Origin of the sequence: Pandoraea sp. 64-18 (assembly GCF_001899225.1) — a bacterium.
Classification (GTDB): Bacteria; Pseudomonadota; Gammaproteobacteria; order Burkholderiales; family Burkholderiaceae; genus Pandoraea; species Pandoraea cepalis.
In genome coordinates this window covers 327,373-353,133 of sequence record NZ_MKVU01000006.1, presented here as the reverse complement: position 1 = coordinate 353,133, position 25,761 = coordinate 327,373, and the positions used below count along the sequence as shown (strand labels likewise).

Genomic DNA, 25,761 nt, shown 5'->3' with positions numbered 1-25,761 from the left:
TGGCCGGTCTCGATCGCCGGCTTGTTTCGAATGCTTGTTTCTGAGGGGGCGGGAGCGCGTTCAGCCTTTGAGCACCCCGGCGTCGAACAACCGCTGCTGCGTTGTTGCGTCGACACCGAGCGCGTCAAGCACGGCGCGGGTATCGCCGCCGAGGGTGGGCGGGGGCGTGCGATACGTCGCTGGCGTTCGCGAGAGCTTGATCGGGGTGCCGGTGCCGCGGTACGCGCCGATTTCGACGATCAGTTGGCGGTGGCGCGTATGCGGGTGCCGGGCGACGGCATCGACGGTTTGCACCGGCCCGCACGGCACGCCGCCACGAATCAGCTCGGCCGCGAGCGGCTCGCATGCATGGGCTTGCAGAAGCGTTTCCAGGATTTCCTTGAGCTCGCGGCGATGTTCGCAACGACTGCGGTTGTCCACGAAACGCGCGTCTTCGGCGAGTTCCGGCGCGTTCAGATGCGACACCAGCTTCGCGAATTGTCGGTCGTTGCCGACAGCGAGAAAGATGGGCTCAGTCGCGGTTCGGTAGCTGTCGTACGGCGTGATGTTCGGATGCGCATTGCCGCTGCGTTGCGGCGTGCGGCCGTTGCCGAAGTAGTTGGGCAAGTGCGGATGCAGCAACGAGACGGCACAGTCGTATAGCGCAATATCGAGCGACTGACCCCGACCGCTCTTTTCGCGTTCCGCGAGCGCCAGCAGAATGCCCGACAGCGCATTGAGCCCGGTGACCATGTCCACCACCGGAAGACCGACGCGCAGCGCGGGTCCTTCACTTTCGCCATTCACGCTCATCAGTCCCGTCATCGCCTGAATGGCGGCGTCGTAGCCGGGCAGGCCGCCGAGGGTGCCGTCCGGCCCGAAGCCCGAGATCGCGCAGTGAATCAAGCGCGGATAGCGCTCGGAGAGCCTGGCGTATTCCATCCCCCAACGCTCGAGCGTGCCGGGTTTGAAGTTCTCCACTAGCACGTCGGCGCCGTCGAGTAGTTGCCACAGCACTTCGCGACCTTCCTCGCGCGACAGGTCGACGCAAATCCCTTGTTTGTTCCGGTTGACGCCCACGAAATACGAGGCCGTCTCGCCAACGAAGGGAGGGCCCCAGCCGCGCGTTTCGTCGCCGCCCGGGGGTTCGAGCTTGATCACTTGGGCGCCGTGGTCAGCGAGCGCCTGCGTGCAGTACGGGCCGCCCAGCACCCGGCTCAGGTCGATGACGCGAAGTCCCTGAAGGGCGCCGGTCACACGAGCGGCGCTCATCGCGCACCGCCTTCCTGCGTGGGCATGAGCGACATCGCGGCGTCGAGGGAGACCGGCGTCTCGTCGACCAACCGACGAAGCAACGGCGCGTCGTCACGGACGTCCTTCGGCGCGAGCGGGTCGCGCGGCAGCAACTTGTGTTCGACGATGAGGTGGGCAAGGGCAAGCCGGCGAAAGTCGGGGGCGAGGCGCGCCGCTTCCGTCGCCATGAACACTGCCGTTGTCGCGTTGTACACGGCGCTTGCCGCCTCGCGCACGTTCTCGTCGCGACCGCACTCCGCCACGCTGTCGAGCGCGGCGCTGGCGCGCTCGAATACGTTGCGCAGCAAGGCGACGGTGGCCGGCGGCAATGCCGTATCGTCGAGCAGCGTATGAACATATTGGCCGAGCGATGCCAGCGCGCCTTCACGTCGCGTGGCCCGTGCCACGTCCAGCGCCACGATGTTGCTCGTGCCCTCCCAGATGGAGCCCAGATGCGCGTCGCGCACGAGTCGCGGGTCGGCCCACTCCTCGATATAGCCCACGCCGCCGCGCACTTCCATCGCGTCGCCGGTGGCCTGGCGAGCGTCTCGGCATGCGCGCAGCTTCACGAGCGGGGTGAGGATGCGCACGCATTTGGCCGCCAGCGCATCGCCGCGGTCGGCGCGGGGAAGGAGCGTCGCGATTTGCATGAACATCGATCGTGCCTGTTCCGCCGGCAACATGATCTTCAGCAACTGGCGCTGCATCAGCGGCATCTCGATGAGCTTGCGACCGAAGGCCGAACGATGTCTCGCCACATGAAGCGCTTCGGTGAGGGCGCGGCGCATCAGGCCGGCCGCACGTACGCCGTTGGACAGCCGCGACATGTTGATCATGTCCGCCATCTGCTGGAAGCCGCGGCCCACTTCGCCGATGAGGTAGGCCTCGGCGCCGTCGAGCACGATTTCGCCGCTTGCCATCGAGCGGCTGCCGAGTTTGTCTTTCAGCCGAACGATCTGATAGCGGTTGCGCGTGCCGTCTTCAAGCACCTTCGGGAGCAGGAACAGCGCCAGTCCCTTCATGCCTTCGGGCGCGCCGTCCGGACGGGCGAGGACCATGGCCAAATCGGCATCGGCGTTCGAGCAGAACCACTTGTCGCCGGTCAGCTTCCAGACCTCGTTGCCGTCGGCATCGACGCCGCGGGTCGCGCGCGTCACGGTGCGTCCGGTATCGGAGCCTGCCGCCTGCTCCGTCATGAACATCGCGCCCTGGAAGAGCGTGTCGAAGTCCTGCGACACGAGCCTCGGCAGATAGCGGTCCACGAGCGCCTTCGACCCGAACTTGCGCAGCGTGCGCGTGAGCGAATCGGTCATGCTGACCGGGCAGCAGAGGCCGAATTCGGCCTGGACGAACAGGAACGTGAGCGCGTACTTGACGAGCGGCGGCGGTGCGTCGCTGCGATGACTCATCGAGGCGAGGCCGAGTTCGCTGTACGCCACGCGTTCGAGCGCGACGTAATCGGGGTGTTTCTCGATGTGCTGGATCGCCTCGCCGCGGCGCGTGCGCGGGCGAAGCGCGGGCGGATGGTGGTCGGCGGTCGTCGCCCATGCATCGAGTTCGTCAGACGCGCGTTGTCCCAGTGCGACGAGTCTGTCTTCGACCCCATGGAACACCGTCTCGCCCAGGTAGCTCTTGAGCAGCGCGCCGAACGATGGGTCGCTAAGGAAGAAATTGATGCCGCGGCTATCGGGGATGTTGGACGTCTCGGGCGTTTGCCGAAGTTCGAGCATTCACTGTCTCCTGGATTATCGTGCGATGCCTCGGCACCGTACCTTCTTGGAGACCAGCGTACGTTTCAGTCTGATAATCGTCCAATACAATTAATGGCACGTACGATAAGATCTATTTATCGTTATCCGGGGGGGCGCTTTCATGGAACTGAGGCAACTCAGATACTTCGTCGCAGTCGCGGAGGAATTGCATTTCGGCCGGGCGGCGCGTCGGCTCTTCATCTCGCAACCCGCCTTGAGTTTCGACATTCGCCGTTTCGAAGAACAACTCGGCGTGAAGCTGCTCGAGCGCAGCAACAAGTCGGTGGCGCTGACCAATGCGGGGCAAGTGCTCTTGGGCGAAGCCCGGCGGCTGTTGGAGCAGGCGGAGGACGTGGCCAAGGTCACGCTGCAGTCCGCGCACGGGCTGGCGGGACGCCTGCGCATTGGGTTCGTCAATTCGATGCTCTACCGGGGGCTACCCGAAGCCGTGCAACAGTTCGAATCGGCGCATTCGTCGGTGGAGATCGTGCTCAAGGAGATGAACACGGCGGAGCAGGTGCGAGCGTTGCAGCAGTTGCAGATCGACCTGGGATTTGCCCACTGGGGGCACTTTCCGGCCGAAGTCGAGACGCAGGTGTGGATGTCGGAGGCGTTGCTTTGTTGCCTGCCCGTCGATCACAAGCTGGCGAAGCGGCGGCGCATCGACTTGCGTCAACTCTCGGACGAGCCGTTCATCCTGTTCCCGCGCACGGTGTCTCCGCATTACCACGACCAGATCATTGCCACCTGTGTCGAGGCGGGGTTCAGTCCCCAGATCCGACATGAAGCAAGGCTGTGGCAAACGGTCGTGACAATGGTTGAATTTCAGATGGGGGTCGCCCTGGTGCCGGAAGCCTTGGCGCGCACCCGGTCTCAGCGGGCCGTCTTCATTCCGCTCGCGCGAAACACGTTCTCCTCGCAAATTCTGCGGTTGACGCGCGCCGGCAGCCAACTGGATCTGACCGAACGCTTTCTCGCCGCGCTCACGACGGACGATCGATCAAGGGCGCGCTGAATCCGCACCCCCACCGGATAGGCGACGGCCAACCCGCTGGATCGGCTGTACTCCCCCCACCTCTAAGGGTTTCCCATCATCTTGACTTCGGCTTTTCTTTCGCCAATACTTTGTCCGTACAAAGTAATAAACACCGAACAAAGTCGGTGAACCCAACCAAGCGATCGAATTCAGGAGGAGGGAGACATGGACGCACTGCAACCCCAGGCGGAGACTACGCGCCGCATTCGTGCGAGCTACGGGCGCTATCTCGAGGAGTTCGAGGTTGGCGATATCTATGAGCACCGCCCCGGGCGCACCATCACCGAGGCCGACAATATTCACTTCTCGCTGCTGACGATGAACTTCCATCCGATGCATTGCGATGCCGCCCACGCGGCCAAGAGCGAATTCGGCCAACTGCTCGTCAATAGCGGACTGACGGTCGCCATCGTCCTCGGCATGACCGTCAACGACGTGAGCGGCAAGGCCATCGCCAACCTCGGTTGGAAAGAGATCAAGCTCACCGCCCCGGTGTTCTGCAACGACACGCTCTACGCCGAATCGCAGGTACTGGAAAAGCGCGAATCGCGCTCGCGTCCCACGCAAGGTATCGTCACCGTGCACACCCGCGCGTTTAACCAGAACGGCGTGCAGGTCATGGAATTCGTACGCAGCGCACTGATTCCGAAACGCGGCCACGGCGTCGGCGACTGAGCCGGGCAGCGCGGCTCACACGGTACGTTCCAATCGACATCACGCGGGCTGCGCCGAGACGCTCGGCACCCGCGGCACGGCTCGCCGTGATGGCACGGCGATGGAGGCAAGGATGCAAGGCAACATCCGGCAAGGCGATGCAATGCCGATACCCGACGCCCTCGGTCAACCCCGAGACGTCGGCCCGACCGCAAGCCATTCCACACCCCCTACCGACGGATCCGGGCGGGTCGACGCGACCAGCGCCGCGCGCTGGGTCGATCAGTTCGGCTCGGCGCCGCTGAGCCCAGTGCATGCGGTCGCACTCGCCAACGCCGCACATGGCATCACCGACGCCGTCGCCCGCGCAGCTCGTGCGCTCGACTGGCTGACGCCCGACGCCTTCGACGCCACGCTGCGCCAGCAGGAGACATGCGATGCGCACGCTGCATGTTGATGCACCGGTCTCTGCAACGGCCTCAGCGCCGGGCCGCGAGATGTCCGACGCCACTTGCGTTGAACGAACCGCCCTGGCGCTCGACGCTGCGGGTGTCGCCGGTCTGACGGGCGGCTTCGTGCGCCTGCGTGGCGATGCAGCGCTCGACCAGGCGCGCACCGTCGACAACGCGGTCCGTGACGACGTCGCGCTGCCCAACAGCCGCGTGCTGGGGGCGACCCTCGCGCACAAGGACATGTTCTTCCGCGCCGGCGAGCTGACCGAGTGCGGTAGCCGCATCCTCGCTGGTAATCGACCATTGCATACGGCTACCGTGCTCGCGCGCCTCGATGCAGCAGGCGCGGTCGATCTCGGTGCCCTGCACATGGCGGAGTTCGCCATGAGCCCGACAGGCTTCAACGCGCACCTCGGGCATGGCCGCAACGCCTGGTCGCCGGAGCACGTCAGTGGCGGGTCGTCCAGCGGCAGCGGCGTGGCCGTCGCACGCGGTCTGGCGTTCGCCGCGCTCGGCTCCGATACCGGCGGCTCCGTCCGGATCCCAGCCGCCGTCAATGGCGTCACCGGCATCAAGCCGACCCAGCACGCGGTCTCGACCTACGGCGTGATGCCGCTGTCGCCAAGCCTCGATTGTGTCGGCGTGCTGGCGCGTACCGCGGCCGATGCGGCGGCGGTGCTCGAAACCGTCTGGGGGCCGGACGCCAACGATCCCCATTGCCTCGTCAGCCAAGCGCGTGATTTCACGACCGCGTTGGCGCAGCCCTTGAGCGAGCGCGACGTCGTCGCGGTGCCCGAGTTCGACACCACGGCACCGATCTCCGACGAAATCCGTGCTGCCGTTGCACGGGTGACGCAAGCGCTCGAAGCCTGCGGCGCGACCATTCGCAAAGTCGCGCTGCCCGATCTGCGCGAAGCCGGTGCGCTTGCCACGTTGGTGTTGGGCGCCGAAGCCGCCTCGATCCACGGTCAATGGCTGCGCGAGCGGCGTGACGAGTATGGCGAGCAGGTCTTGCGCCGGCTGGAGCGTGGCCTCCTGTATCCGGCCACTCGTTACTTCGACGCGCTGCGCCTGCGAGCCGGCTACACGCAGTCGTTTGTCGAGCGCTATCTGACAGGCGCACAAGCCCTGCTGCTGCCGACGTTGCCGTACGCGGTGCCGACCATTGCCGAGACGCTCGACGGCGATGCGGACGAGATCGAACGGCGCTTCGGCGACTTCTCCTACTGGACACGTGGCATCAACTACCTGGGGCTGCCGGCGGTTGCCGTACCGGCAGGGCGCACGCAGAACGGATTGCCGACCGGGGTTCAGTTGATCGGTCGCGCGTGGCACGAGGACACCCTGCTGCGTCTCGCGCATCAGTTGCAACAACATACAGACTGGCACCTGCCGTCAGTGGACCGTCTCGGGCCGCTCGATCACGCAGCGATGCCGGCGGGTCTTGATACGGCGCGATCGTCAGTGTCACAGTTAGCCATGGACAGGAAGAAGTAACGCAAGCCCAGAACGATGACGCCATCGTTCGCCGCAAGTCAATTTTTGCTCGCATCACGTTCGCTTCAGACGAACGGATGCCGCCAACGTTCAGGAGACAACCGTATGAACGCAACCTCTGTCAACGCTGGGGCCCGGCTCGACCGGCTTCCCCTGGCGAGGTTTCACTGGAAGATTCTCGGACTCATCAGCGGTGGCGCGCTACTCGACGCCTTCGATGTCTACCTCGCCGCCGGCGTGCTCGCGGCGCTGGTCAAGAGCGGCTTCTCGACGCTGCAGCTCAACGCGGCCTTCATCTCGGCCACCTTCTTCGGCATGCTGATCGGCTCTGCGCTGGCCGGCTACGTCGGCGATCGCTTCGGTCGACGCTATTCCTACCAGATCAACCTCGCCGTATTCGGCATCGCGTCGCTGTTCGCGTGCTTCGCGCCGAACATGGCCACGCTGATCGTGCTGCGTTTCATCATGGGCCTGGGCCTCGGTGCGGAGCTTGTCGTGGCCGCCGGCACGCTGTGCGAGTTCGTGCCGCCAGCCTACCGAGGACGCTGGATCTCATTGATGGGGCTCATCATCAACTCGGGTCTGCTGATCGCCACGAGTGTCGGGTACATCGTGATCCCGAACCTCGGCTGGCGCTGGATGTTTGCCATCGCAGGCGCGGGGGCGCTCGCCATCTGGATCATGCGCAAGCGCATGCCGGAATCGCCGCGCTGGCTCGAATCGGTGGGTCGCACCCAGGAAGCGGAAGCCACGCTCGCCGAGATCGAGGGCCAGGTGAAGCGTCAGTTCGGCGCGCTGCCGCCGGTGCCGCCCGCGCAGCCGGTGATGGCGCGCAACGTGCCCCTGTCGGTGCTGTTCACGAAGCCCGTGATCGGCCGCACGCTCACCGCTGCGCTCACCTGTGTCGCGATCAATGTGGCCGTATATGGCTTCGTGGCCTGGCTGCCGACCTTCTTCGTGAAGCAGGGACTGACGGTGGTGCAGTCGCTCGGATTCACCACGCTGATGGCCTTTGGCGCCCCGGGCGGTGCGTTGGTCGGTTACCTGCTGGGCGATCGCCTTGGACGTCAGCGCGGCCTCGTGCTGTTCTCGGCGGCCACGATCGTGCTCGGCTTCCTGTATCCGCAAATGCGTGATGCGGTGTCGATCTCGGTGGTCGGTTTCTGCCTGGTCACGTCGATCTATACGGTCGTCACGCTCGGTCTGTATGGCTATATCCCCGAGTTGTTCCCGACGGCGTTCCGTTTGCGTGGCACGGGCTTTGCCGGCGTGTGTGGCCGTGCGGCGTCGATGAGCACGCCGTATCTGGCTGTCGCCCTGTTCCAGCACTTCGGCATCTCCGGTGTACTGGCGATGGTGAGCGGCGTGCTGGGCCTGCTGATCGTCGCGCTGCTGGTGCTGCGCGTGGAAACCAATCAACAGTCGCTCGAAGATATCAGCGTGCCCAACGACGTCGGTCTCGGTGGCACCGCGACAACCCGCGCCATGCGTGTAGAGCACTAGCCCCAACACCTTGCATCCGTTCAGAAAGGAGACAGCATGACTTCAGAAGTGAACCACACGCCCCAGGGGATCTCGGCGACGCTGGCCTCGTTCGCTCTGGGCCTTTCGCTCGACGCCGTGCCCACGGTTGTGCGCGAACGCGCCAAGCACTTGCTGCTCGACGCGATTGGCCTGGCCTATGCGTCGCAGCCGGCCGACTTCACCCGGGTCGCGCTCGAAGGTCTCACGGCCCTGAGCGCCGGAGACAAAGCGGGCGCGACGGTGATCGGCCGTGGCCAACGCCTCAACACACGCGACGCGATGGTCATGAACGGCGTGCTCGTGCATGGCCTCGACTTCGACGACACGCATTCGCGCGGCGTGATCCATGCCACCGCGAGCGTGTTGCCGTGCGTGTTCGGCGTGTCGGAACTGCGCGGTGTCGATGGCGCCCAGACGCTGGCGGCTTACATCGCCGGCATGGAAGCGGCCACGCGCATCGGCTCGGTGGCGAAGGGAGGATTCCATCAGGTGGGATTCCATCCGACCGGTGTCGTGGGGATCTTCGGCTGCACGCTGGCGGCCTCACGCCTGTTGGGCCTGACCGCACAGCAGGCTGCAATGGCGCAGGGCATTGCGCTGTCGATGGCCAGCGGCAGCCTCGAATTCCTGCAGGACGGCGCCTGGACCAAACGCTTGCATCCGGGCTGGGCCGCACAGTCGGCGTTCACCGCGGCGACCATGGCGGCGCACGGCTACATCGGGGCATCCGCACCGTATGAAGGGCGCTTCGGCCTGTTTTCGAGCTACCTCGGCGAACAGCGCGGCAATGCCGATCTGGCGCTCGCGACTGAAGGCCTCGGCGAGCAATGGCAGATCGAGGAAGTGGCGATCAAGCCGGTGCCGGCCTGTCATTTCACGCATGCGTTCGCCGATGCCGGCACGGCGTTGCACAAGGTCTGGCAGCAACGAGGCGCGAAGATCAGTGAACTGGGCGATCAGGTCGAGCGCATTCGCGTGAAGGTTCCCGAGGCGGTCGTCAAAACAGTGTGCGAGCCGGTGGCCAACAAGCGCCGTCCGGCGAACAGCTACGACGCGCAGTTCAGCGTACCTTATGTGGTATCGAGTGCCTTGATCAAAGGCCACTTCACGCTCGACGAACTCGAACCGGCGGCGCTGCGCAATGACGCGGTACTCGCGCTGGCGGCGAAGGTCGAGTACGAGATCGACCCGGCCAGCACTTTCCCGCGCCACTATACGGGGGAAGTCGTGTTGGAACTGCGCGACGGCAGCACGCTCGCGCATCGCGAGGCGATCAATCGCGGCAGCGCGGATCGTCCGCTCAGCAATGCGGAAATCGTGGAGAAGTACGTCGCCAATGCCGCGCGTGTACTGCCGCAGGCACGCGTTGACAAGGTACGCGAGACCGTGCTCGCTCTCGACCGCCTGCCGGCGGGCGCCCTGCAAGCCGTGCTCGGCGAGGCGGTCTAGGCCGTGAGTGAATGTCTGGAGATAGTGAGATGACGCAAGTGGAAAACAACACCGCAGGGCAAGGCGAGGACGATACCCTGATCCTCGACATGCTCGACCGCTTCCTCAAGGTGGAGGTCAAGCCCTACGTGCATGCCCTGGAGAAAGCCGACGAGTATCCCGCCGAGATCGTCGAGCAGATGAAGGAGATGGGGCTGTTCGGTTGCCTGATCGCGCCCGAGTATGGCGGATTGGGGCTCTCGACCCGCACCTATGCGCGCATGATCGAGCGCATGTCGGCGGTGTGGATGTCGCTCAGCGGCATCGTCAATTCGCATCTGATCATGGCGATGACGGTGCAGCGCAACGGCACACCGGACCAGAAGGCCGCGTTCCTGCCGCGCTTCGCGACCGGCGAGTTGCGCGGCGGTATCGGCCTGACCGAGCCGGATTGTGGCACCGATCTGCAGGCGATCCGCACGACCGCCACGCGCGACGGCGATCATTACTTGGTCAATGGCGCGAAGACCTGGATTACCAACAGTTTGTACGGCAATTGCCTGGTGCTGCTGGTCAAGACCGATACGACGGCACAGCCGCGACATCGCGGCATGAGCCTGCTCATAGCGGAGAAGGGACCCGGCTTCGAAGTGAGCCGCAAGCTGGAAAAGCTCGGTTACAAGGGCATCGATACTTGCGAGCTCAATTTCGACAACTACCGCGTGCCGGTCGATCGCCTGATCGGCGGCGAGGAAGGGCGTGGCCTGAAGCAGATCCTGAGCGGGCTGGAACTGGGTCGCATCAACGTCGCGGCGCGCGGTCTCGGCATCGCGGTGGCGGCACTCGACGCCTCGGTCGCGTACAGTCAGCAACGCAAGACCTTCGGCAAGCCGATCTGCGAGCATCAGGCGATTCAGCTCAAGCTCGGCGAGATGGCGACACGCGTGCATGCCTCGCGGTTGCTCGTCGATGCGGCGGCGCAGGCGTATGACCGCGGCGAACGGTGCGACATGGAAGCGGGCATGGCGAAGTACTTCGCCACGGAGGCCGGCGTCGAGAACAGCACCGAGGCGATGCGCATCCATGGCGCCTATGGCTATTCGAAGGAATTCGACATCGAGCGTCTGTATCGCGATGCGCCGCTGCTCGTGATCGGCGAGGGGACCAACGAGCTGCAACGCATCATCATCGCGAAGCAACTGATCGAGAGGAATCCGGTATGAGCCTGCCACTGTCCGGACTGCGGGTGATCGCAGTCGAGCAATACGGTGCCGGTCCGTTCGCCACGCAGCATCTGGCCGATCTCGGCGCCGACATCATCAAGATCGAGAACGCGAAGGACGGCGGCGACGTCGGCCGCGCGGTCGGCCCGCACTTCTTCGGCGAGGGCGACAGCCACTTCTACGAAGCGTTCAATCGCAACAAGCGCAGCATGGCGCTCGACCTCAAGAGCGCGGAAGGCCGGGAGATCCTGCTCAAGCTGGTCGAGTCCGCGGACGCCGTGTTCGACAATCTGCGCGGCGACCTCCCCGTCAAGCTCGGCCTCGACTATGCGTCGCTGGCGCGCGCGAACCCCGCGCTGGTATGCGTGCACTTGTCGGCCTACGGCCGCACCGGTTCGCGCAAGGCGTGGCCCGGCTACGACTACCTGATGCAGGCCGAGGCCGGCTATCTGTCGCTCACCGGCGAGCCGGACGGTCCGCCCGCGCGCTTCGGCCTGTCGATCATCGACTTGATGACCGGCACGACCGCCTCGATGGCGTTGCTCGCCGGGGTGCTCGAAGCACGCAAGACGGGCACGGGGCGCGACCTCGATGTCAGTCTGTTCGACGTGGCGCTGCATAACCTGGCCTATGTGGCGACGTGGTACCTGAACGGCGGACACATGACGCGGCGCGAACCGCGTTCGAGCCATCCGTCGCTCACGCCCAGCGAGTTGTACCGTACGCGCGACGGTTGGATTTTCCTGATGTGCAACAAGGAGAAGTTCTGGGGCGTGCTGGCGCAGGAGATCGGCAAGCCGGAATGGATCACCGACCCCGAGCTTTGCAACTATGCGGCGCGGCTGAAGCATCGCAATCGCGTGCGCCGCGAACTCGACGACGTGTTGATGACCGAGGACACGGCGACGTGGATGCAGCGCTTCGCGGGCAAGGTGCCGGCGGCGCCGGTGCACGATGTTGCGCAGGCGCTCGACAATCCGTTCGTAGCCGAGCAGGCGCGCGTGATGGACTTCGAGCACCCGGAACATGGCCCGATCAAGGGCGTGGCGTCGCCGGTGCGCATCGACACGCCGCTGCCGGCACGCGCGGCGCCGCGAATGGGCGAGCATACGGACGAGGTACTGCGCGAAGCCGGGTTCGGCGACGACGCGATTGCTTGGCTGCGCGAACAAGCTGTGGTGCAATGACACCATTACTCCTCACCGGCAACGCCGACCACGCGCATGACCCCATTGCTTAACCAGCAGCCACGCTATCTTCAGCTCGCGCAGACGCTGATCCACGAGATCCGCGATGGTCGATACGCGGTCGGTGACTTCCTGCCGACCGAATTCGATCTGTGCGAGCAGTTCGGTGCCAGCCGCTTCACGGTGCGCGAGGCGGTCAAGCGCCTGGTGCAGATGGGGCTGGTGGATCGCCAGCCCGGTGTCGGCACGCGCGTGTTGGCGCGCGAGGCGGTGAGCGGCTACCAGCAGGTGATGCGCCAACTGGGCGACTTGCAGCAATACACGGCCGACACCGAGCTGGAGATCCTCGCACGCGATCTGGTCGAAGTCGACGAGACACTGGCGCCGGTGCTGCGCGCCGGTAATGGTGAATCGTGGCTGCATCTATCGGCGCTGCGGCGCAGTGGCGGCGAGCCGGACCCCATTTGTGTCAGCGACATCTATATCCATCCGGCGTTTCGTGCGCTGGAGGGGATCGCGGACAGTTCGCACGTGCCGATCTACACGCTGATCGAAGAACAGTTCGGTGAGAAGATCGCGGCGGTGCAGCAGGAGATTCGGGCCACGCTTATCACGCCGGCGCAGGCGCGCTGGCTCAACGTGAAGCCGAAGTCGGCGGCCTTGTGGATTTGCCGGCGGTATCTGAATCGCCGCGAGGAAATCGTCGAGGCGGCGATCAGCATTCACCCGGCCGACCGCTTCAGTTATTCGGAAACATTTCAACGCGACTGGCGCGCCGCCTCCTGACACCCCGTCAATGCGTCGGGAAGGGCGCCCGCGCAAAGGGGCACCCATGAACGCTGTATCCACGTATCTGTTCGTTCCCGGCGACCGTCCGGATCGCTTCGACAAGGCGCTCGCCACCGACGCGGCACGCGTGATCCTCGATCTCGAGGACGCCGTTTCTCCCGACAACAAACAAGCGGCGCGCGACGCGCTGTTTCAATGGCTGGCGCAACACGGTGAAGACGCGCGCGTATTGGTGCGCATCAATGGCGTGCATACGCCCTGGCACGCCGACGATCTTCGATTGGCCGAGATGCCGGGCGTCGCGGGGATCATGTTGCCAAAGACGGAGCGGGCCGACGAGATGCAGTCGTTGCGCGCCCGCTTGCGCGAGGCGCAGACGCTTTACGCGCTGATCGAGACGGTCGACGCGGTGGTACGTTTGCGCGAACTTGCAGGGGCGCCGGGGGTGACGCGCCTGGCGTTCGGTACGGTTGACTTCTGCGCGGACGCCGGCATCGGCGACGACGTTGCCGCGCTCGATGCGATTCGAACGCAGTTCGTGATCGAGTCACGCTATGCGCGGTTGCCGGCGCCCATCGATGGGGTGACGGTCGCCATCGGCGACGACGACGCGTTGCGTGCCGATGTGCGTCATTCACGCGCGTTTGGTTTCGGGGCAAAGCTTTGTATTCACCCGAGGCAAGTCGGGATCGTGCGCGACGGTTTCCTGCCGACGCAACAGGAAGCCGAGTGGGCGACGCGGGTGCTCGATGCGGTCGCCGCAGGAGGCGCAGGCGCGATCGCCGTGGACGGCAAGCTCGTTGACCGACCGGTAGTGGAACGTGCCAAGGCGATCGTGGCGCAACTGGTCTAGGGGCTGCGCCAATAGCGCCCGTTGACCCCAGGTTCAATGGCTCTCCGAAAACATCGTCATCCGCTTCAGAATCCACGTCAGCAACGTTTCCGCCGCCGGGGAAAGCGGACGACGAGACTTCACCAGCACCCGCGCCTTCGCTGCTTCGAAGAGGGGATGTGCGATAGGCAGTGCGACGAGTTCGCCGGCATCGATTTCGCGGTACACGGAGAAGGCGCCGATCAGCGTCGCGCCTTCTCCGCGAGTCACGAAGTGGCGTAGTACCTGAAGCGAGTTTGTGGTCAGCGTTCGGCGGATGTCGACGTTTTCCGTGTAAGCCAGCATCTCGACAACCTGTCCAAGCCCGAATGCGGGCGGCATCAGCGCCAACGGATATTGCAGCATTTCCTCGACGGTGACGGTACCGCCTCGCAGTGCGAGCGGATGCCGGGTATTGACGAGCAGCACGATCGGCTGCGACGACGTTGCGCGGAATTCAATCTCCGGGTGGGCGGGCGGGTTATAGGCCAGACCGATGTGCGCGCGGCTCTGCGCCACCTCCTCCAGAACGTTGTTGACCGGCAGGATATCGACGATCACGTCGAGTCCGGGGAACTGCATGCAGAAGTCGTTGAGCACCTCTTCCATCAGGCCGTCGATGTAACCCTCGCTGATCGCGAGCCGGACATTGCCCCGCTTCAAACCGCGCAGCGCCTCAAGCCGATCTTCGAACTGCTCCTGTTGCGACTGACATCCCCGCCAATATTCGAGGAGGTGCATGGCCGCTTCGGTCGGCCGGACACCCCGCGCACGCCGCTCGAAAAGCGGTGAGCCAATCTCGTCCTCGAGCAGCCGGATTTGCCGAGTGATCACCGACGCCGCCGTATTGAGGCTGTCGGCTGCCGCGCGGATCGAGCCGTGCGTAAGCACTTCGTGAAAATACCGCAAACGCCGTTGATTCAGTTCACGCACCGTGTCCGTCCTCGGTTAAGTGTTGCCAAATGAGCAACGATAACCGACTTAGGTTGCTCTTGCTCTTCGGTTTTTGGCTGTTAATGATGAATTCATCCTAAGCACACCGGAGAACGCTCTTGTCCGCTATTCCTTCCACGCCTCTCACTGAACGGCACGCGGCGCTTTATCGCAAGCTGAACTGGCGGCTGCTTCCGTTTCTGCTGCTTTGCTACACGTTCGCGTACCTCGACCGGGTAAATATTGGTTTCGCGAAGCTTCAGATGCAAAGCGATCTTGGCTTCTCCGATGCCGTGTACGGTCTCGGCGCGGGTATTTTCTTCCTCGGCTATGTGTTGTTCGAAGTCCCGAGCAATCTCCTCTTGCCGAAGGTGGGCGCGCGCAAGACCATCAGCCGGATCATGGTGTTGTGGGGGGTGACTTCGGCGTCGATGGTGTTCGTGCGTTCGGAGCCGATGTTCTACACGATGCGGTTTCTGCTCGGCGTCTTCGAGGCGGGATTCGCACCCGGCATGATCTTCTACTTGACCTATTGGTACGGTCGCGCGCGCATGGCGCAGGTCATGGCGATTGTCATGCTGGCAGGTCCGATCGGCGGCATGTTTGGCGGCCCCCTGTCGACGTGGATCATGACGGCGTTCTCCGGCGCGCACGGCCTTGACGGCTGGCAGTGGATGTTCTTGATCGAGGGATTGCCGTGCGTGGTGTTCGGCGTGCTCGCGCTGTTTGTGCTCGACGACCGGCCAGCCGACGCACGTTGGCTGAGCGCCGACGAGAAGCGCCTGCTCGCGTCGGAACTCGATGCCCGGGGCGGCTCACATCATTCGTTCGCGCAGGTCGCCAAGGATCCGCGGGTCTATTGGCTCGCGTTGCCGTACTTCTGCTTTATCTGTGGGATCTACGCGGTGAGCTTCTGGCTGCCGTCGATCATCAAGGCGGCCGGCGTGCGAGACACCCTGCAGATCGGCTTTTACTCGGCGATACCTTACGTCGCGGCGGCCGTCGCGATGCTGCTCGTCGGCCGCAGTTCCGACCGGCGCGGCGAGCGTCGCTATCACAGCGCAGTGCCCGCACTCATCGGTTCGGTGACGCTGGCGCTCGCCACGCTCTTCAGCAGCGATCTCGCGCTCTCGCTGACCTGCATGACGATTGCGACCGCCATGATGTGGGTCGCCTATACCGTGTTCTGGGCGATGCCGTCCGAATACCTCAAGGGCGACGCCGCATCGGGCGGCATTGCGCTCATCAACACCATCGGGCTGATGGGCGGTTTCCTGAGCCCGACGATCATCGGCTGGGCGCAGGGTGCGACCGGCAGTCTGCACGCCGGGCTGTATGTGATGGTCGCGCTGCTGGCCATCGGCGCCATCGTATTGCTCGCGATGCGTCCGGCGCACCGCTTGACGTCCGTGACGCCCGATCCCGCCCCCACAATCTCACCAGAGGTCTGATTTTGTCCCGTACCCCTCCGACCATTTTGATCGCCGGTTTCCAACACGAAACCAATACCTTTGCGCCGTCGAAAGCCGCTTACGAGAACTTCGAGCGTGGCGAAGGCTTTCCGTCGATGTCGCGCGGCAGCGACGTACTCGCGCTGCGCGACGTCAACATTCCCGCCGGCGGCTTCATTCGAGCGGCGGAGGCTGCCGGATATGCGCTCTCGCCGGTCATCTGGGCAGGCGCGAGTCCGTCGGCGCACGTGACGCGCGACGCATTCGAGCGGATCGCGGGCGAAATCGTGGAGGCGGCGCGCACGCAGCGGTTCGATGCGGTGTATCTCGATCTGCATGGGGCGATGGTTGCCGAACATGTCGACGATGGGGAAGGCGAGCTGCTTGCGCGCGTACGCGAGGTCGTCGGCCCGAGCGTGCCCATCGTCGCGTCGCTCGACCTGCACGCGAACGTCACCGAACGAATGTTGCGCAGCGCGAATGCACTCGTCGCGTATCGCACGTATCCGCACGTGGATATGGCCGAGACGGGGGCGCGTGCCGCCGATCTGCTTGCACGGTTGATATCGGGGGAAGGGCTGCATCGCGCGTCGCGGCGATTGCCCTTTCTCATTCCGATCAATGGCATGTGTACGCTGCTCGAACCATCGCGCGGGATGTACCAGCGCGTCGGCGAGGCGGAAGTGGGCGATGTCGTATCGGCATCGTTCGCACCGGGGTTTCCGGCGGCGGATTTTCCTGAATGCGGTCCGGTGATCTGGGCGTACGGGCATACGGCCGACGCCGCGAATGCAGCCGTCGACGCGCTTTACCGGCGCATGATCGACGAGGAGTCTGCGTGGCGCGTCACGTTCCTGTCCCCCGATGCCGCGGTGCAAGAAGCGATGCGATTATCCGAAGGGGCGAGTCGTCCGGTCGTCATTGCCGATACGCAGGACAATCCCGGGGCCGGTGGCGATGCCAACACGATGGAGATGCTGCGAGCCCTTGTTCGTCATGGGGCTAAACGTGCTGCGATCGGCCTGATATACGATCCGGAGGCTGCGGCGTTAGCGCATCGCGCGGGCATAGGCGCGCAGATCGAGACGTCGTTGGGCGGGCAGTCGGGCGTGCCTGGCGACCAACCGTTCGTCGGCAAGTTCGAAGTCACGTTCCTCTCCGAGGGTCGGTGCCGCTATGACGGCCCCATGATGAACGGCATGCAAGCCGAACTTGGCCCGGTCGCGTGCTTGCGCATCGACGACGTGTTGATTGCGATCAGTTCCAGCAAGGCGCAGATGCTGGACCGCAATCTGTATCGCGTGGCGGGAATCCAGCCGGAGGAGATGCGCATTCTCGTGAACAAGAGCTCGGTGCATTTTCGCGCGGACTTTGAGCCAATCGCCGAGGCGGTGTTGGTGGCGAAGGCGCCGGGCCCCATGACCGCCGATCCCGCCGATCTGCCCTGGACGCGTCTCGCCCCCGGCATGCGCACTCGCCCCGGCGGTGAGCCTTTTGGCGGGTAGCGTCGGTGCTACACATCAAATACCAGGACGTCTGGGCGGATGCCGCCATGCACGACACCGTCGTTAGGCTGGCCTGACTGAGAAATAGGCGAGAGGCATAGGGAAGGGCGATAGTCGCCCGTCCCGGACCACCGCTCGCTCTATGGCATCCGCGGCGACGCTTGCGGCGCCCGATGCACCCGCCTTGGTTCTTCCGTGGCGTCGCCGCGTCGGATCATCTCGTCAATCTCAGCCCGCAATTGCTTGACGAGGACATCCACCGCCTCAAAGCATTTCCCGACCGAGGGCGCCACTTGTCGGTGCGCGACGATCCTGCGCCTGTCGCGATAGCGTATCCACGCGATGTACCCGTGATGCTCAAGCTCGAGCGCAGCCTCGATGTGGACGGACCGATAGGTTTCGATGGTTCTCAGGTTCATGCCCCCTCCTGGTAAGTGCCCGGAAGATCTACGCGGCTTCGAGCTGGTGAATTTGCGTTCCCGCGTGAAGTCCCGCAATCAAGTCGCTCTCCGTAATCATTCCGATGACACGATTGCCGTCATCAACCACTGGAATATGGTGGTGCCCAGTCGTGGAGAACGTGGGCAGCAGGTCGAGAATGGAATCTGAGCCCTTTGCGGTACACACCCGGGTCGTCATTACCGAGCCGACCGATCGGGGGTTGTCCTTCCCGGGGAGAAGCCAACCGAGCGCGTTGCCAATGCTTTGCGGTCCGGCGGCACGTCCAAGCTCGCGATGGATGTCATACCGCGTCACGATGCCGACGATCTGATGATCGGTGTCGCGCACCGGAAGCGCCTTGATGGCGTGACGCTCCAGCAACTTGAGCGCCACCGAGCAATCCGTCTCCTTGAGCACTGTCAATGGCGACTTCGTCATGATGTCCTGGCACGTCAGGCCGTGAAATGTTCGACGGCAGGCGGCGAGTTGGGTTTCTCGCAGGAGCGCCTCCAGGTCGTCGATGTCCACGTCGATGAATTCATTTCGACGCGCCAGCACGGCTTCCAGATCTTTACGCGTGAATCCGCCGCCGGTTTCCATCGAAGCATCCGCCGATTCCGTCGCCTTGATCTTTACCACGCGATGCGGATAGCGGTGCCCCGTGAGCGAGTGATAAATGATGGCGAGCGACACCAGCACCGTCGACTGCAGGGCAACGGGGGCAATGGCGAAGGCATAGCCCATTCCATGGATGCCGGCCCCGCCGAACACGGCGGTCAGTGCCACGGCACCGGCGGGCGGATGCACGCAACGCGCTGCAAACATCGCCAGAATGGCTACGGAAACGGCGATCGCGCCGGCAATCGGCACATTCGTAATGACGATGCCGCACGTGACGCCGACAATGGCGGCGATGACGTTGCCGCCAATCACCGACCACGGTTGAGCGAGCGGGCTGGCGGGTACGGCAAAGAGAAGCACCGAGGAAGCCCCCATCGGGGCGATCAGCAGCGGAAAGCGGCTGGAGAATCCGGGGAATAGATGGATGGTCAGCCCGGCAATCGTCAGCGCTGCTGCTGCGCCCAGGCCAGAGCGCAGGCGTTCCCGTGCACTGAGGCCCGTGGCGTTCGGCAGAAACGCGCCTAACCATGCTTGCATCTGCTTTTGAGTCAACATACCCTTTCGAATTGTTATGGTGTGAAGGAAAAAGCGCCTCGCCGCACGCGTGACTTCGATCGGTGGGCCATCCATGATTCTGCCTTTGCGCGTCGATTGAGTCCAAGACGTGGTTGCAATGGTCCCGATAAGTTCAAGTTATGGAGAACCGCACCGTGGTCCCGCGTCAGATACGGTATTTGCTCGCTGTTGCAGAGCACAAGAACTTCACGCGTGCTGCGGACGCGTTGGGCGTTTCCCAGCCCGGGTTGTCGCAGCAAATCAAGCAGCTCGAGGACTACCTCGGAACGACGTTGTTTGACAGAACCGGACGGTCAATCCGACTCACCGATGCTGGCGAGACATACGTTGCGCATGCGCGCAAGGCGCTGTTCGAGCTTGAAGCCGGATGGCGGGCATTGCAGGAGGTTGAGGATCTGTCGCGTGGGGTACTTCGCGTGGCGTGTACGCCTTCATTTACCGAATCGCTGATGCCGAAATGGGTGCACTCGTTTCACGAGCACTATCCGAACGTCCATGTGTATTTGTCGGAGATGTCGCTCGACGCCATCGAAGCGGCGTTGTGCGCGGACGAAAGCGACATTGGCGTTGGATTCACCGATGTTCGAACCGAAGGCATCCAGGTGACGCCCCTATTCGAGGAGCGGGCAACGCTTGTCGTCAGCTCGACGCATCCATTGCGCTGCGAAGGGGTTGCCATCACCTCGGCGCAATTGGCGAGCCTGCCGCTTGTGATGCTCGTCGAAGGTTTCGCCGCTAGAACGTATGCGGATGCGTATTTCCGAGCGCACAAAATCGCGCCTAACATCGCCGTCGAGGCCAACTCCATCAGTGCGGTACTGAGAATTGTCCAGCTTGGGGGGATGGCCACCGTATTGCCCCAGGTCAGCGGGGATGTGCCGACAGGACTCTCGCATCTCGATCTGCCGGAGCCCATCACGAGCCGTACCGTGGCCATTCTGGAGCGGCAGCGGGTCCACCGAACCGCGGCCGCAAAGGCCTTTGCGAACATCGTGATGTCGTCGACGCGTCAGCTTGGGCTTGCGTCGTCATTCATCGACGACGACCTTCGTCGGCCCGACGGCACTGTCGTCAGAACACCCCGGGAATGACGCGGTAACGCACGATCGCTCGATAGGCCCGATATTCCGGGTCGTGGGACAAGAGCCGTTCTTCCCGAAGCAGACGTCCAATCTGAAGGGCGTACAAGCCGGCATAGACGAGCAGGTTGCGCCAACCGAAGTTCGTCGACAGAAAGCCTATGTCCGTGATGAAGTAGCCGAGATAGATCGGATGCCGGACAAGACGATAGGCACCGCGGGTCACGATGCCCCGGTTTGCTGGCAAGATGCCGAACGACCGGCGCAGCGACGCCTTGGCGAACAGTTGCCACAGAATGCCGGCACAACACAGGGTTGCACCCACCGGCTCCGGAATAAGCCGGATGCCCGGCGCCAGCTCGATAGCCAGGAAGTAGAACGTGCCGCCGACCGACAGCGCAATGCTCACCGGTCGCCAGTCGCGCTTCTCGGGAATGCGGGCAAACAGCGACAGACCGACGGTCAACGACGACGCAAGCGCAAGCAGCAGCACCGTCAGACGGGCGGGGTCCAGGCGCCATTGCAGGATGGCCGAATACGCAAAGATGCTTAGCAGCAGCGCGGAGCCCACTCGCACCGATATCTCCACCGCCATTTCACGCCACTGAGGTCGAGACTGCATGCCCGGTTCGTCACGGGGCAGGGCACCGTCCAGGGGTAGATCCACATAGTTTTTGCTTTCCATGATCCAGGTCCTTGATGCTGGTCACGTCGGCACCTCGCGTGCCGGTCGTTTTTGCTCTGTCCCCCGCGCCGCAAACAACGCGGGGTGTTGCCGTCAAGCGATGCCGGTGTAGTTCCGGAGCCGGCGTCATCGTGGTAATGCCATGCCCGCGCTAATTGATCGAACCGGAAAGCGAAGGCAGCAACACCCGGTAGATCTGAAGGAACGCCGGGCCAAGCAGCACCAGCAGCAACGTCGGGAAGATGAAAAAGATCAGCGGGAACAGTAGTTTCAGCGCGATTTTGGCCGCGCGCTCCTCGGCCCGTAGCCGCCGCTTCATTCGCAAGGTCTCCGACAACACCCGCAACGACGCCCCGATGCTGGTCCCGAAGCGCTCGGCCTGGATCAGCATCGACACGAACGTATCGATATCCTCGACGCCCGTTCGCAGGCTCAGATTGCGCAAGGCACGCTCCTTTGAATAGCCCGACCGGAGTTCGAGCAACATCAAGTCGAATTCGCGCGCGAGCACCGCGCTGCGAACGTGGATTTCCTTCGCGACACGGGCCAGCGCCGCATCCAGGCTCAAGCCCGCTTCGACACACACGGTCAACAGATCGAGTGCGTCCGGAAAATCCTCGAAAATCACGCGTTGGCGCCAGGCGATTCGGCGCGTCAGAATGCCGTTCGGCAAATAGTAGCCGATCGCACCGAGCAACAACAGAACGCTTAGGAGCAGCGTGCGGTTGATCGTCGTGTAGTGCGTGCTCGCAATGTAGTAGCCGATCAACGGCAGCACCAGCGCCAGCAATGTCTTGGCCGCGAAGTAGAGCGCGGGCGCCGACGCATCGCGCCAGCCGGCGTTCATGAACTGCACACGCAGGACGGAACTCTCCCACCCCTCTTTGGGCAATGAGAGTTTAGAGATCGGTTGCGACCATTCGGCGAGGCGCTCAATCCATTCGCGTGTGCCGGTCGGCTCGCCGGGCGCGTCCGCCGACGTGCCGGCGCCGAGGGCCCCCACGCGAGCACGCGTTTTCGTTTTCTGGGGCCAGAACCAGATCGCTGCGACCAGCGCAATGCTGAACGAGATCACGAAGACGCCGACCAGCAGGACCATTTGGCCTTGATTGAGTTGTGGCATGACAGTTCCCCCGCCGTCGCCGTTCACACGCGGATGCGAATAATCATGCGCATCCACACCATTCCCAACGCCATCAGCACCAGCGCCACCACGGCCAGCTTGATGCCGGCGGGGTCGTGCCAGAGAATTTCAAGAAACGCCGGGTTGACCACCATGATGATGCCGGCGGCGCCGAACGGCAGCACCTCCAGAATATTGGCGGACAGACGTCCTTCGGCCGATAGCACCTTGATCTTTTCATACAGCTTGAGCCGCTCTCGCGTGAGCTCGGCGATGTTGCCCATGATCTCGGCGAGATTGCCGCCGCTCTCGCGCTGAATCATCACCGCGATGATGAAGTAGCGCAGATCGGCGACAGGCACGCGTGTCGCGAGGTTCAGCAGGGCGTCGTTGAGGCTGACGCCGTAGTTGATTTCGTCGAACATGATGTGGAACTCGCCGCCGATAGGGGCCGACATTTCATCGCCGACCATCTCGATCGCCCCCGTGAACGCGTGTCCCGCGCGCAATGCGCGGGCGATCATGTCGGCCGCTTCCGGCAACTGGCGTTCGAGTTGCGCAAGTCGACGTCTGCGACGACGCATCACATACAGGACCGGCAAGCATGCCGCCAGCGGCCCCGCGATGAGCGCCAGGCGCCACGGCAGCGGCAATATCAGTACCAGGATCACTGCCCCGGCGCCCAGTAGCAGCATGAACGTCAGCAGGCGGCTCACCGACCACGAAAGCCCCGACTGTATGATGAAGAGATCGAGACTGTGGACCCGCGGCATGCGCATCAGAAGCTGTTCCAGTCTCGGCGAATCGCTCAGCATCCGCGTCTTCAGGATCGACGTGTGCTCCCGATCGACATGGCCGCCGGCCGAGAGCGAGCGAATGCGCGACTCGATCCGTTTGGCGGCCGCGCTGTGCTGGTTGCTCCACCACTGATAGACGGCTTCGATGGCCAGTACCACGGCCGCGAAGAGCAGAATCGCGAAAATGTAGAAGTACGGACTCATCGTTTCCTCCCACTGCGGGACGCCTGTCGGGCGCGGGTATCGTCACACTTCCAAGCGGCGCGACGGATCGTAGATGGCATCCGGCAAAGCGACGCCGAACGCCTGAAGGCGCTCGGAGAACTTCGGACGTACACCGCTGGCGACGAAATGACCTTTCACCTCACCATTGCCACCGACCCCCGTCCGCTTGAACGTGAAAATCTCCTGCATGGAGATGATGTCGCCCTCCATCCCCGTGATTTCCTGCAGGCTGACCAGCCGACGACGTCCATCTGTGAGGCGTGCCGTCTGCACGATCACGGTGATGGCCGAAGCGATCTGCTGACGCATCGCCTTGGGCGGTAGTTGCAGGCCCGACATGCTGATCATGTTTTCCATTCGGGTCAGGGCATCGCGCGGGGTATTCGCGTGGATCGTGGCGAGCGACCCCTCGTGACCGGTATTCATGGCATTGAGCATGTCGAGCGCTTCCGCGCCGCGCACTTCGCCAAGGATGATGCGATCAGGGCGCATCCGCAACGCGTTGCGGACCAGCGTGCGCTGCGTGATTTCGCCCTTGCCCTCGATGTTCGGCGGACGCGTTTCGAGCCGCAGCACATGCAACTGGTGCAACTGCAGTTCGGCGGCATCTTCGATGGTCACGATGCGTTCGGTGTCCGGGATGAAGCTCGAGAGGATATTGAGCAACGTTGTCTTGCCGCTGCCCGTGCCGCCTGAGATCAGCATGTTGACCTTGGCGTGCGTCAGCGCGGACAGTACTTCGGCCATCGGCTCCGTGAGTGTGCCGAGACGGACGAGGTCGGTCATCTGCAACGCGGTGGTGCCGAAGCGGCGAATCGACAACAGCGGACCGTCAATCGCCGACGGGGGAATGATGGCGTTGATACGCGAGCCATCCGGCAGGCGGGCGTCGACCATCGGACTCGACTCGTCGATGCGGCGCCCCACGCGAGAAACGATCTTCTCGATGATCTTCATCAGGTGCGCGTCGTCGTAGAACGTCACGGCCGTCGATTCGAGCTTGCCGAAGCGCTCGACATACGTGCGTTTGTGCGTGTTGACGAGAATGTCGGAGATGGTCGGATCGCGCAACAGGGCTTCGAGCGGTCCCAGGCCGAACATCTCGTCGTAGATGTCGCCGGCGAGCTGCCGGCGTTCCGCGTCATTGACGAGCACGTTCTGCTCGCCCACCACACGATCGATCAACTGCACGAGTTCGTGTTTGACTTGCGTGTCCGACAGGCGTGCGAGCTTTTCCAGCTCGACGCGTGCCAGCACCATCTCGTGCATCTTGCGCTTGAGCTCACCGTAATGCGGACCGATGCCGGAGGCGACCTGGAGCGGTGCAGCCATGCGCTCCGACGACGTGGCCGGACTCAGCAAAGACGGGGCATCGAGGATTGGCGACATGATGATCTCCCAGAGGCAAAGTTGCGACGATCAAACGAGGGTGGGCCGCCCGGCGGACGCCTTGCGGAAGAGCTTGCCGATGAACGAACCGCCATTCGCCGGCGCGATGCCTGCGCTCGCGTGGGCGCCCGCCATGCTCGATGCCAGACCGCCCAGCGCCCGGGTCAAGGCACTGCGCTTGAACAACTTGAGCACCGGCACGCCTTGACTGGTGGCGGCGGCCGCGACGGCGCCATCGTCGGGCAACACCACCAGTGCCGGCTTGCCGATGACCTTCGCCACCTCCTTGGCCGCGACGGCATCGTGCCGTCCGGCCCGATTGAGCACGTAGTGGACCGTGTCCATGGCGACGCCCTGACGGCGCAGCAAGTCGAACAGCCGACGACTCGCCCGCAGGAATGGCATGTTCGCCCGCAGGACCACGTAGATGTGATCGCTGCGTTGCAATGCATAGAGGGTGAGCGGGTTGAGGATCTGGCCGATGTCGAACACCACAAGGTCGTAACGGCTTGCGGCTGCGGCGAGAATGCGCTTCAGGCAAGCTTCCGTCACACCGAGCGCGGCGACCGGATCGCCCGCGCCGGCAAGGACATCGAAACCGTCATCGACGTGCGTCACGCACCCTTCGAGGAACGAGGCGTCGATGCGATCGGCTTGCGCGCAAACGTCCGGCAGGGTCGTCGGCGGCGTCTTGTCGCTTATCAGGAACGCCGCGTCGCCGAACTCCTGGGCGAGATCAATCAGCAGCACGCGGCTGCCGGTCTGCATCGCAAACTGATAGGACGCATTGCTCGCCACGAAGCTGGTGCCGGCGCCGCCCTTGCACGACATGAACGAGACGGCGCGCATCGGGTGCGGCGCATCGTGCCCGTGCTGCATCGACGCCCGGGCGAGGGCGTCGGTCAGCGCGTGTTGATCGACCGGCCAGGGCAGCACGTCGCGGGCGCCGGCGCGCATCGCCGAAATCAGCAAGGCGGGTGACGATTCGGCCGACACGAGGATGCAAATCAGTTTCGGCAACTGCTGGCAGAGCATCTGAATGTCGTGCAGTTCGCCCTGTTGCATGCCTGGCAAATCGATCACCGCGACATCATGCTCGCCCAGCCGTGCGGCCGACGTGAGCAATTGGGCCGGTGTGGCGAGCAGCGTCGAGCAATCGTACTCGGGGCGGTCGCGCGCGAGGCGGGCGATCAACGCCAAACGGTCCGATGCTTGCGAAACGAGCAATACTTTCAGCATGATGGCCTCGTCT

General features: G+C 63.8%; 23 protein-coding genes. 13 read left to right on the top strand and 10 right to left on the bottom strand.

The genetic code is table 11. The features are described from left to right. Nucleotides 1–60: 60 nt before the first annotated feature. Nucleotides 61–1,251, bottom strand: a complete 1,191-nt coding sequence (locus BGP02_RS04320) for a CaiB/BaiF CoA transferase family protein (RefSeq protein ID WP_261938347.1) — start codon at nt 1,249–1,251, stop codon at nt 61–63. After that, nucleotides 1,248–3,002, bottom strand: coding sequence for an acyl-CoA dehydrogenase family protein (locus BGP02_RS04315; protein WP_286797924.1), 1,755 nt, complete (start codon nt 3,000–3,002; stop codon nt 1,248–1,250). The genes BGP02_RS04320 and BGP02_RS04315 overlap by 4 nt, the downstream gene beginning before the upstream one ends. Nucleotides 3,003–3,144: 142 nt before the next feature. Between BGP02_RS04315 and BGP02_RS04310 the strand changes: the two genes are divergently transcribed. From BGP02_RS04310 to BGP02_RS04265, 10 genes are all read left to right on the top strand, one after another. Then, nucleotides 3,145–4,038, top strand: coding sequence for a LysR family transcriptional regulator (locus tag BGP02_RS04310; protein ID WP_017233432.1), 894 nt, complete (start codon nt 3,145–3,147; stop codon nt 4,036–4,038). Between the two features lie 186 nt (nt 4,039–4,224). Continuing rightward, nucleotides 4,225–4,734 carry a MaoC family dehydratase gene (locus BGP02_RS04305; RefSeq protein ID WP_150564050.1) on the top strand — a complete coding sequence of 170 codons (510 nt, stop codon included), beginning with the start codon at nt 4,225–4,227 and terminating at the stop codon, nt 4,732–4,734. Nucleotides 4,735–4,846: 112 nt separating this feature from the next. Next, nucleotides 4,847–5,170, top strand: a complete 324-nt coding sequence (locus BGP02_RS04300; protein WP_017233434.1) for a hypothetical protein — start codon at nt 4,847–4,849, stop codon at nt 5,168–5,170. Further along, complete coding sequence (locus BGP02_RS04295; RefSeq protein ID WP_261938350.1) at nt 5,151–6,662, top strand: amidase; 1,512 nt, start codon at nt 5,151–5,153, stop codon at nt 6,660–6,662. The genes BGP02_RS04300 and BGP02_RS04295 overlap by 20 nt, the downstream gene beginning before the upstream one ends. Nucleotides 6,663–6,767: 105 nt before the next feature. Further along, nucleotides 6,768–8,165 (top strand): MFS transporter, encoded by a 1,398-nt coding sequence (locus tag BGP02_RS04290; protein ID WP_017233436.1) that lies wholly within the window; start codon nt 6,768–6,770, stop codon nt 8,163–8,165. Nucleotides 8,166–8,201: 36 nt separating this feature from the next. After that, the gene (locus BGP02_RS04285) at nt 8,202–9,635 is read left to right on the top strand and encodes an MmgE/PrpD family protein (RefSeq protein ID WP_286797919.1); all 1,434 of its coding nucleotides are present in this window, start codon (nt 8,202–8,204) and stop codon (nt 9,633–9,635) included. 29 nt (nt 9,636–9,664) lie between these two features. Continuing rightward, entirely contained in the window at nt 9,665–10,837 is a 1,173-nt protein-coding gene (locus tag BGP02_RS04280) for an acyl-CoA dehydrogenase family protein (RefSeq protein WP_261938352.1), read from the top strand. Beyond that, a complete protein-coding gene (locus BGP02_RS04275) occupies nt 10,834–12,024 on the top strand; it encodes a CaiB/BaiF CoA transferase family protein (protein WP_150610394.1) in 1,191 nt (396 codons plus the stop codon). The genes BGP02_RS04280 and BGP02_RS04275 overlap by 4 nt, the downstream gene beginning before the upstream one ends. A 36-nt stretch (nt 12,025–12,060) precedes the next feature. After that, nucleotides 12,061–12,810, top strand: coding sequence for a GntR family transcriptional regulator (locus tag BGP02_RS04270; RefSeq protein ID WP_017233440.1), 750 nt, complete (start codon nt 12,061–12,063; stop codon nt 12,808–12,810). A 46-nt stretch (nt 12,811–12,856) separates the two neighbouring features. Continuing rightward, nucleotides 12,857–13,666 (top strand): HpcH/HpaI aldolase/citrate lyase family protein, encoded by an 810-nt coding sequence (locus tag BGP02_RS04265; RefSeq protein ID WP_286797915.1) that lies wholly within the window; start codon nt 12,857–12,859, stop codon nt 13,664–13,666. A 33-nt stretch (nt 13,667–13,699) separates the two neighbouring features. Here the strand turns inward: BGP02_RS04265 and BGP02_RS04260 are convergent, their stop codons facing one another. Next, on the bottom strand, nt 13,700–14,617 hold the full coding sequence (locus BGP02_RS04260; RefSeq protein ID WP_286797913.1) for a LysR family transcriptional regulator: 918 nt from the start codon (nt 14,615–14,617) through the stop codon (nt 13,700–13,702). A 119-nt stretch (nt 14,618–14,736) separates the two neighbouring features. Here BGP02_RS04260 and BGP02_RS04255 point away from each other — a divergent pair, with 119 nt between their 5' ends. Both BGP02_RS04255 and BGP02_RS04250 read left to right on the top strand, forming a co-directional pair. Next, nucleotides 14,737–16,068, top strand: coding sequence for an MFS transporter (locus BGP02_RS04255; RefSeq protein WP_286797911.1), 1,332 nt, complete (start codon nt 14,737–14,739; stop codon nt 16,066–16,068). Between the two features lie 2 nt (nt 16,069–16,070). Next, nucleotides 16,071–17,573 (top strand): M81 family metallopeptidase, encoded by a 1,503-nt coding sequence (locus BGP02_RS04250; protein ID WP_286797910.1) that lies wholly within the window; start codon nt 16,071–16,073, stop codon nt 17,571–17,573. 140 nt (nt 17,574–17,713) lie between these two features. Here the strand turns inward: BGP02_RS04250 and BGP02_RS04245 are convergent, their stop codons facing one another. Together BGP02_RS04245 and BGP02_RS04240 are read right to left on the bottom strand one after the other, a co-directional pair. Next, on the bottom strand, nt 17,714–17,992 hold the full coding sequence (locus BGP02_RS04245) for a hypothetical protein (RefSeq protein ID WP_286797909.1): 279 nt from the start codon (nt 17,990–17,992) through the stop codon (nt 17,714–17,716). A 28-nt stretch (nt 17,993–18,020) separates the two neighbouring features. Further along, nucleotides 18,021–19,190 (bottom strand): HPP family protein, encoded by a 1,170-nt coding sequence (locus BGP02_RS04240; RefSeq protein ID WP_268566494.1) that lies wholly within the window; start codon nt 19,188–19,190, stop codon nt 18,021–18,023. 140 nt (nt 19,191–19,330) lie between these two features. Between BGP02_RS04240 and cynR the strand changes: the two genes are divergently transcribed. After that, nucleotides 19,331–20,302 (top strand): transcriptional regulator CynR, encoded by a 972-nt coding sequence (gene cynR, locus BGP02_RS04235; protein ID WP_268566493.1) that lies wholly within the window; start codon nt 19,331–19,333, stop codon nt 20,300–20,302. On the opposite strand, the gene BGP02_RS04230 is transcribed toward cynR, so the two are convergent. The 5 genes from BGP02_RS04230 to BGP02_RS04210 form a co-directional block, all read right to left on the bottom strand. Beyond that, a complete protein-coding gene (locus BGP02_RS04230) occupies nt 20,283–20,912 on the bottom strand; it encodes a methyltransferase family protein (protein ID WP_286798178.1) in 630 nt (209 codons plus the stop codon). The genes cynR and BGP02_RS04230 overlap by 20 nt on opposite strands. A gap of 214 nt (nt 20,913–21,126) precedes the next feature. Continuing rightward, nucleotides 21,127–22,098 (bottom strand): type II secretion system F family protein, encoded by a 972-nt coding sequence (locus BGP02_RS04225; RefSeq protein ID WP_261938360.1) that lies wholly within the window; start codon nt 22,096–22,098, stop codon nt 21,127–21,129. A gap of 23 nt (nt 22,099–22,121) precedes the next feature. Continuing rightward, complete coding sequence (locus BGP02_RS04220; RefSeq protein WP_286797905.1) at nt 22,122–23,099, bottom strand: type II secretion system F family protein; 978 nt, start codon at nt 23,097–23,099, stop codon at nt 22,122–22,124. A 42-nt stretch (nt 23,100–23,141) separates the two neighbouring features. Then, the gene (locus tag BGP02_RS04215) at nt 23,142–24,452 is read right to left on the bottom strand and encodes a TadA family conjugal transfer-associated ATPase (RefSeq protein WP_286798176.1); all 1,311 of its coding nucleotides are present in this window, start codon (nt 24,450–24,452) and stop codon (nt 23,142–23,144) included. 87 nt (nt 24,453–24,539) lie between these two features. Next, nucleotides 24,540–25,748, bottom strand: a complete 1,209-nt coding sequence (locus tag BGP02_RS04210) for a CpaE/TadZ family protein (RefSeq protein ID WP_286797903.1) — start codon at nt 25,746–25,748, stop codon at nt 24,540–24,542. Nucleotides 25,749–25,761 lie beyond the last annotated feature (13 nt).